Source organism: Cellulomonas hominis (genome assembly GCF_005239125.1).
Classification (GTDB): Bacteria; Actinomycetota; Actinomycetes; order Actinomycetales; family Cellulomonadaceae; genus Cellulomonas; species Cellulomonas hominis_A.
In genome coordinates, this window is sequence record NZ_SZYE01000184.1 from 1 (window position 1) to 7,548 (window position 7,548).

The following is a 7,548-nucleotide window of genomic DNA, read 5'->3' on the forward strand; positions in this document are numbered from 1 at the left end:
AACGCCTCGTGACCCGGGGTGTCGATGAACGTGATGGCCCGGTCCTGGCCCTCGTGCTCGGTCCGCACCTGGTAGGCGCCGATGTGCTGGGTGATGCCGCCGGCCTCGCCCGCGACGACGTCCGTGGCGCTGCGTGGCGCCGGCGCGTTCCCGCAGGACCTGACCGGTCTCGGCGAGGCGCCGGACGGCGCGGCGGCGGCGGCGCGGGTCGCGCTGCTGACCCGGACCGTCTCCTCGACGCGTGCGCCGGCGCTGCTGGTCGCCGCGGTCGTGCACGGCGAGGTGCTCGCGCTGCGGCCGTTCGCCCAGGGCAACGGGGTGGTGGCGCGGGCGGCCGCGCGGGTGCTGCTCGCGGTGCGCGGGCTGGACCCCACGGGCGCGGTGCTGCCCGAGCCGACCTGGGCGGCCGCGCTGCCGCCGTACCTGGCGGGAGCGGCGCGGTTCGCCACCGGGACCCCGGACGGGGTGGCCGCGTGGCTGACCGGCTACGCCGACGCGGTGGTGGCCGGCGCGGGGGAGGCGCGGGCGGTCGCGGACGCGGTCCTCGCGGGTCGGCTGGGACCCGCCGCCTGAGCGCGGCGGGGGTCACACCTCCGCGGACCCCGACCGGAGGTGCTCCGCGTGGGTCCCGTCCGCCCGGGCCAGCTCCCGCACGCGCGCGCGGTCGAGCTTGCCCGTGCCGGTGCTCGGCAGCGCGTCGACCAGGACCAGCCGGCGCGGCAGCTTGTGGCGCCCGATGGTGCGCGCCGCGTGGGTCCGCAGGTCGGTGAGGTCCGGGACCGTCCCGGGTGCGGGGACGACGACGGCCGCGACGGTCTCGCCCCAGGCCTCGTCCGGGACGCCCACCACGGCGCACTGCCCGACGCCGGGGCAGCCGTCGAGCGCCGCCTCGACCTCGGCCGGGTGCACCTTCTCCCCGCCCGTGTTGATCACGTCGCCGATCCGGCCGCAGACCCGGTAGCCGCCGTCGACGTCGCGCACCGCGACGTCCCCGGTGCGCAACCAGCCCGGCTCGGGGAACGCCCGGGCGGTCGCCGCGGGGTCGCGCCAGTAGCCGGCGACGACCTGCGGGCCGGACACCCACAGCTCGCCCGGTTCCCCGGGCTGCTCGACGTCCGCGCCGGTGCGCGGGTCGACGAGGCGCAGCCGGACGAACGCGAGCGGCTGCCCGACCGTGGTGCCCCGGTCCGCGACGCGGTCCCGGGGGACGCAGGTGCAGGCGGGCGCCGTCTCCGTCATGCCCCACGACTGCAGCAGCGGCACACCGCGGTCGAGGTACCGGCGCAGCAGCGCCGCGGGCAGCGGGGCGCCGCCGACGAGCGCCGTGCGCAGGCTGCTGAGGTCGGCCCCCGCGAACCACGGCGACCGGGCCAGCGCGGCGTACATCGCCGGGACCCCGAACAGCGAGGAGACCCGGTGCCGCGCGACGTCGGCCAGGACGGCGTCGGCGTCGAAGGCCCGGCGGACCACGACGGTGCCCCCGGTCCCGAGCGTGCGCAGCGCGAGCCCGTTCAGGCCGCCGATGTGCGACATCGGCGCGACCGCGAGGGTCGTCCCGCCCCGGCCGGTGCCGAACGCCGCGTCGGCCCCGACGGCGCTCCACCAGAGGTTGGCGTGCGTGAGGGGGACGCCCTTGGGCCGGCCCGACGACCCGGAGGTGAACAGCAGCAGCGCGGTGTCGTCCGGGCGCGCCCGGTGCCGGGCGGGCGCCTGCGGGTCGCCCGCGGCGAGCAGCGCGGACCACGGCCGCCAGCCGGGGCGGGGCGCGGGCGGGCCGGCCAGGGGGTCGTCGTCGACCTGCACGCGGAGGGCGCCCCCCGCCCCCGGCCACGCGTCGGCGTCGGCGACGTGCGCCGGCTCCGCCACGACCACCGACGGCTCGCAGCGGTCGAGGAGCCCCGCGAGCTCGGCGGCCGAGGCGCGGAACCCGAGCGGCACGGCGACGGCCCGCAGCGACGCGCAGGCGAGCACGGTGACGAGCAGCGCGGCGGAGTTCCGGCCGACGTGGGCGACCCGCGCCCCGGGCGCGACCCCGGCGGCGCCGAGGGCGTCCGCCAGGGCGCGGACCGCCGCCGCGAGCTCCGCCGCGGGGGTGACCGTCGCGCCGTACACCAGGCTCGGCGCGGCGGGGTCGTGCACCGCCACCTGCTCGAGCGCGGCGGCGGTGCTCAGGTCGACGGGCATCGGCTCCTCCGGGTGCGGCCCGGCCGGCCCGCCCCCGCGGGGGCGGGCCGGCCGGGGACGGGCGGGCGGGTCAGCGGGCCGCCGCGGGGGCGGGCGTCGGCGCGGTGGGCGAGGCGGCGCTCATCCGGGCGAGGTGCGAGCGCTGGATGCCGCGGAACGCGGTGGCCAGGCCGACGCCGACCAGCGCGAGCACGATGGCGACCACGAACGGCACCGTGAAGTCGCCGCCGCGGTCCGCGGCCATGCCGGACGCGAGGCGCGGGGCGAAGAACGCGGACACCGAGTACGCGACGAACACCATGGCGTAGTTGACCCCCTGGTAGCGGGGGCCGAAGTTCGTCATCGTCAGCGCGGGGAACACGCCCATGACGCCGCCGAAGCAGAGCCCCAGGCCGATGATGCCGACGGCGAACCCGGCCGTCGAGGACACGAGCACGAGCACGAGCAGGCACAGCGCCACGACCCCGTAGATGATCGACAGCGCCGTCGTGTAGCCGAGCCGGTCGGACACCGCGCCCCACAGCACGCGGCCCAGGGCGTTGCAGGCGGAGTACACCGAGACGAACACCGCGGCGGTCGCCGCCGTCAGGCCGAACATGTTCTGCCCGATCGGCGAGGCGTTGGACGCGATCATCAGCCCGGAGAACGCGCCGAACGCCATCATCACGAAGATCGCCCAGAACACCGGGGTGGCCAGGGTGCGCCGCCACGGCACGGCGAGGGCGGGGCGGCCCGCGGGCGGGGTCCACCCGGCGGGCGTGAACCCGACCGGCGCGGCGCGCACGAACAGCGAGGCGACGACCACGACGACGGCGTACGCGGCGCCCATCCAGACGAACGCGGACCGGACGCCGGGGCCGGCGATGATCGCGTTCGCGACCGGGGCCGCGATGACGGACGCGGCGCCCATGCCACCGGTGATGAGACCGGCGGCCAGGCCGCGGCGGTCGGGGAACAGCTTCATCGTGTTGCCGAGGCAGCCCGAGTACGCCAGGCCCTGGCCCAGGCCGGCGAGCACCCCGTAGGACAGGTACAGCGCCGTCAGCGACGAGGCCGCACCGGTGAGCGCGAACCCGGCGGCGAACATCAGGCCGCCGACGAGGACCAGCCAGCGGGTCCAGCCGCGGTCGGTGAGGACGCCGCCGACGATCATCGGGATCGGGCCGACCGCCGCGTTGATGGTGAACGCCATCATCACCTGGGGCATCGTCCAGCCGTGCGCCTCGCTGAGCGGGCCGGCGAGCACGGAGAACGCGTAGATCGCACCCGTGCACATGAGCACGGCCACCGAGGACCACAGCACGGTCCAGCGGTTGATCGGAGGGGTCGACGTCGTCGTCGAGGTCATGGCGGTGGTGCCTTTCCGGCGAGAAGGGGTGGCGCGGGAGAGGTGGTGCGGGGGCGGTGGTGCCGGGACGGGTCAGCCGACGAGGTCGGCGAGCCCGCCCCACTTCTCGGAGAACAGCCCGGCGGGCATCGTCCGGAGGTCGGCCGCGACGTCCGGGACGAAGTCCATGAGGTCGAGCACGTCGCGCTGCAGGTCGATCCCGGGCGCGATCTCGGTGACGGTCATCCGGCCGTCCCGCAGCTCGAGGACGGCGCGCTCGGTCACGTACAGCACGCGCTGCCCGGCCTTCGTGGCCACGGCACCGGAGAACGTGATCTGCTCGACGTCGGCGAGGAACTTGCGCGCCCGGCCCTCGGTGACGATGCGCAGCGTGCCGTCGCGGACCTCGGTCTCGAGGCCGCCGGCGGTGAACGTGCCGGCGAACACGAGCGTGCGGGCCGACTGGGAGATGTTGATGAACCCGCCGCAGCCCGCGACCCGGCTCCCGAACCTCGAGACGTTGACGTTGCCGTGCGCGTCGGTCTGCGCGAGCCCGAGCACGGCGACGTCGAGGCCGCCGCCGTCGTAGAAGTCGAACTGGGCGTGGTGGTCGACCAGCGCCTCGGGGTTCCAGGCGTGGCCGAAGTCCTTGAGGCCGGCGGGGACGCCGCCGACCGCGCCGGCCTCGGTGGTCCCGAGGACGACGTCGCTCACGCCCTCCTCCGCGGCGACCGAGCCGACGTCGCACGGGATGCCGACGCCGAGGTTCAGCACCGCCCCGCGGCGCAGCTCCATCGCGGCGCGGCGGGCGATCACCTTGCGCTCGCCGAGCGGGATGGACGCCACGGACGACAGCGGGACGCGCAGCTGGCCGGAGAACGACGGGTTGTAGTGCGTGTTCTCGGTCTGGAAGTGGTTCTCGGGCTCGGAGACCACGAGGTAGTCGACGAGCAGGCCCGGGACCGTGACGTCGTTCGGGTCGAGGGAGCCGGCCTCGGCGACCGACTCGACCTGCGCGATGACGATGCCGCCCGAGTTGTGCACCGCCTGGGCGATCGGCAGGACCTCCATCTTGAGGCCCTCCTTGCTCAGCGTCAGGTTGCCGCGGGTGTCGGCGACGGTGCCGCGGATCAGGCCGACCTGGATCGGGAAGGACGGGTAGAACAGCCACTCCTCGCCGGCCAGCTCCACGACCTGGACGTAGTCCTCCGTGGTGCGGGCAGACATCCGCGCGCCCTCGACCCGCGGGTCGACGAAGGTGCCGAGCCCGACCTTCGTGATGACGCCGGGGCGGTGCGCGGCGATCTCCCGGTAGAGCTGGGTGATGACGCCCTGCGGGAGGTTGTACGCCTCGACCGCGTCCTCGGAGATGAGCTGCGCGAACGCGGGGGAGGCGATCGCGATGCCGCCCATCCAGCGCCGGACCAGCCCGGCGTGGCCCCAGTGGCTCATGCCCTTGTCGCGGCGGTTCCCCACGGCGCTCGCGTGCACGACGTGCAGGCCGTGGGGGGCGCCCGTGGCGAGGAAGCGGCGCTCGACGGCGGCCATCGTCTCCTCGTTCACGCACGCCAGGCCGAACCCGGACAGGGCCACGGTGGCGCCGTCCGGGACCAGGGCGGCGGCTTCGTCGGCGGTGATGATCTGGGCCACGGGCGGACTCCTTCGTCGGCAGTGTGCTGCGAGACCGACTATTTCGGACTGAGAGAGTCGGAAATTGGGACCATCGTCCTCGGACGGGCCGCCGGCGCCACCGCACGATGGAGGAGCGCGGGGGTCCACCGCCCCGCCCGCCCCGGCCGCGACGACGCGAGCCGGCGCCACCACCAGGAGGGTGCAGCACCATGGACTTCGGCCTGACGGACGAGCAGGAGCTCCTGCTCTCGAGCCTCGACGACCTGCTCGAGCGCGAGTGCCCCGAGTCGTACATCGCCGAGCTGGACGCGACGCACACGCCGCCGACGGCGTTCCGCAAGGCCCTGCACGAGGCCGGCTTCGCGTCCCTCGGCTTCCCCGAGGAGTACGGCGGCACCCCCGTCGACGCCACCACGCTCGTGCTGCTGGCGGCGCGGGTCGCGCGGCAGGGCCTGAACAACGGCTACGGGCTCGAGCTGCTGCAGGCGATGGACATCCTCGAGTTCGGCTCCGAGGAGCAGAAGCAGGAGATCCTCGGCCTGCTGGCCTCCGGCGACGTGCCGTTCGCGCTCGGGTTCACCGAGCCCGGCGCCGGCTCCGACAACGCCGCGATGTCCACCACCGCCGTGCACCACGACGGGGTGGTGACGTTCAACGGCACCAAGACGCTGATCACCAACGCGCTGCAGTCGCGGTACCTGCTGCTCATGGCCAAGGACCCGGCCGTCGCGAACCCTCGCGAGGCGATCTCGATGTACCTGGTGCCGATGGACGCGCCCGGCCTGTCGACGAACCCGCTCGAGAAGATCGTCTGGCACATCTCGGACTCCTGCGAGATCTTCCTCGACGACGTCACCCTGCCCGAGTCGTGCCTCGTGGGCGTGAAGGGCGCCGGCTTCAAGCAGCTCATGCGGAACTTCGAGATGGAGCGCCTCGTCATCGCCTCCCAGTGCTGGGGGCTGGCGGAGTGCGCCTACGAGGACGCGGCCACCTACGCCGCCCAGCGCGTGCAGTTCGGCAAGCCGATCGGCCAGTTCCAGCTCATCCAGCAGAAGCTGACGGACATGGCCATCAAGGTCGAGAACATGCGCAACTTCGTGCTGCGCACCGCCTGGATGCTCGACCGGGACGTCCCGCTGAAGAGCCAGGGCGCGCTGTGCAAGCGGTACTGCGCGATGGCGGCGTTCGAGGTCGCGGACGAGGCGATGCAGGTGTTCGGCGGCGTCGGCGTCACGGTCGGCACCCGGGTCTCCCGGCTCTGGCGGGACATCCGCGGCCACCGGTTCGGCGGCGGCACCGACGAGATCATGGTGCACATCGCCGGCCGGCAGATCGTCAAGGACCACAGCTGAGCACCCGCTGCACCCCACCGACCACCGCCCGCCGGAGGAGAGAACCATGAAGATCGTCGTCGCCTGCAAGTGGGCGCCGAACCCCCAGGACGCCGAGGTGCGCCCGGACGGCACCGTCGACTGGAGCCGGTCCAAGAGCGCCGTCAGCGAGCACGACCCCGTCGCGTTCGAGGTGGCCCGCCGCCTCGCGGACGCCACCGGCGGCGAGGTCGTCGCCCTGTCCGTCGGGCCCGCCGCCTCGGACACCCCGCTGGCCCGCAAGGCCATGCTCTCGCGCGGGGCGGACCGGCTGGTCCTCGTCGCGGACGACGCGCTCGCGGGCCTGGGCAGCACCGCGGTCGCCGCGGTCCTGTCCGCGGCCGTCCGGGCCGTCGGGGACGTGGACGTCGTGCTCACCGGGCCGGAGTCCGTGGACAACGGCGACCGGCAGGTGCCGATGACGCTGGCCGGCCACCTCGGCTGGCCCGGGCTCGGGGCCGTGGGCGACGTGCAGGCGGCCGACGGCGGCCTCGTCGTCGAGCGCGCCACCGACCGCGGCGTGCAGGTGCTCGACGTCACCGGCCCCGCCGTGCTCGCGGTCGCCGCCGACGCGGTCGTCCCGCGCGTCCCGGGGATGAAGGACATCCTCGGGGCCGCGAAGAAGCCCACCGACGTGCTCGCGCTCGCCGGCCTCGACGTGCCGGCGCCGGTCGCCGCCGCGGAGGTCGTCGGCACCGCCCGCCCCGCGCCCAGCGCCCGCGGCCGGCACGTCATCACCACCGCCGACCCGGCCGCCGCGGCCGCCGAGCTCGTCGACGCGCTGCGCGCCGCCGGCGCGCTGTGACCGCCGGCCCGCAGCCAGAAGGAGCAGAGACGATGAACGAGAGCACGCAGGACGTCCTGGTGCTGGTGGACGGCGACGCGGCGGTCGCAGGACCGGTCGCGGTGGCCCGCGCGGCCGCGGCGCCGGGCGCAGCGGTCGTGGCCGTCGTCGCCGGCGCGCGGGCGGTGGCCGACGCGGTCGCCGCGTCCGGTGTCGACCGGGTGCTGTGGCTCGGCGAGCCCGGGAGATCG

Annotated in this window: 7 protein-coding genes; 4 read left to right on the forward strand and 3 right to left on the reverse strand. The window is 75.3% G+C overall.

Features of this window, described 5'->3' with window-relative positions; translation table 11 throughout:
* The first annotated feature begins 129 nt into the window (after nt 1-129).
* The gene (locus FA014_RS16375; protein ID WP_230323280.1) at nt 130-573 is read left to right on the forward strand and encodes a Fic family protein; all 444 of its coding nucleotides are present in this window, start codon (nt 130-132) and stop codon (nt 571-573) included.
* Between the two features lie 12 nt (nt 574-585).
* Here the strand turns inward: FA014_RS16375 and FA014_RS16380 are convergent, their stop codons facing one another.
* From FA014_RS16380 to FA014_RS16390, 3 genes are all read right to left on the reverse strand, one after another.
* Nucleotides 586-2,184 carry a class I adenylate-forming enzyme family protein gene (locus FA014_RS16380; RefSeq protein WP_154730714.1) on the reverse strand — a complete coding sequence of 533 codons (1,599 nt, stop codon included), beginning with the start codon at nt 2,182-2,184 and terminating at the stop codon, nt 586-588.
* A gap of 70 nt (nt 2,185-2,254) precedes the next feature.
* On the reverse strand, nt 2,255-3,532 hold the full coding sequence (locus FA014_RS16385; protein WP_154730715.1) for an L-lactate MFS transporter: 1,278 nt from the start codon (nt 3,530-3,532) through the stop codon (nt 2,255-2,257).
* 72 nt (nt 3,533-3,604) lie between these two features.
* Complete coding sequence (locus tag FA014_RS16390) at nt 3,605-5,161, reverse strand: acyl CoA:acetate/3-ketoacid CoA transferase (RefSeq protein WP_154730716.1); 1,557 nt, start codon at nt 5,159-5,161, stop codon at nt 3,605-3,607.
* 191 nt (nt 5,162-5,352) lie between these two features.
* On the opposite strand from FA014_RS16390, the gene FA014_RS16395 reads away from it, so the two are divergent.
* The 3 genes from FA014_RS16395 to FA014_RS16405 all read left to right on the forward strand — a co-directional run.
* Nucleotides 5,353-6,495 carry an acyl-CoA dehydrogenase family protein gene (locus FA014_RS16395; protein ID WP_154730717.1) on the forward strand — a complete coding sequence of 381 codons (1,143 nt, stop codon included), beginning with the start codon at nt 5,353-5,355 and terminating at the stop codon, nt 6,493-6,495.
* Nucleotides 6,496-6,541: 46 nt separating this feature from the next.
* Nucleotides 6,542-7,318 (forward strand): electron transfer flavoprotein subunit beta/FixA family protein, encoded by a 777-nt coding sequence (locus tag FA014_RS16400; protein ID WP_154730718.1) that lies wholly within the window; start codon nt 6,542-6,544, stop codon nt 7,316-7,318.
* Nucleotides 7,319-7,350: 32 nt separating this feature from the next.
* Nucleotides 7,351-7,548 (forward strand): hypothetical protein (locus tag FA014_RS16405; RefSeq protein WP_195969328.1); only part of this gene is annotated, 198 nt, incomplete at its 3' end.

Coding starts and splice junctions, on each gene's coding strand:
- FA014_RS16385 (WP_154730715.1), bottom strand. CDS start 3,532: ATGACCTCGACGACGACGTCGACCCCTCCGATCAACCGCTGGACCGTG.
- FA014_RS16395 (WP_154730717.1), top strand. CDS start 5,353: ATGGACTTCGGCCTGACGGACGAGCAGGAGCTCCTGCTCTCGAGCCTC.
- FA014_RS16380 (WP_154730714.1), bottom strand. CDS start 2,184: ATGCCCGTCGACCTGAGCACCGCCGCCGCGCTCGAGCAGGTGGCGGTG.
- FA014_RS16400 (WP_154730718.1), top strand. CDS start 6,542: ATGAAGATCGTCGTCGCCTGCAAGTGGGCGCCGAACCCCCAGGACGCC.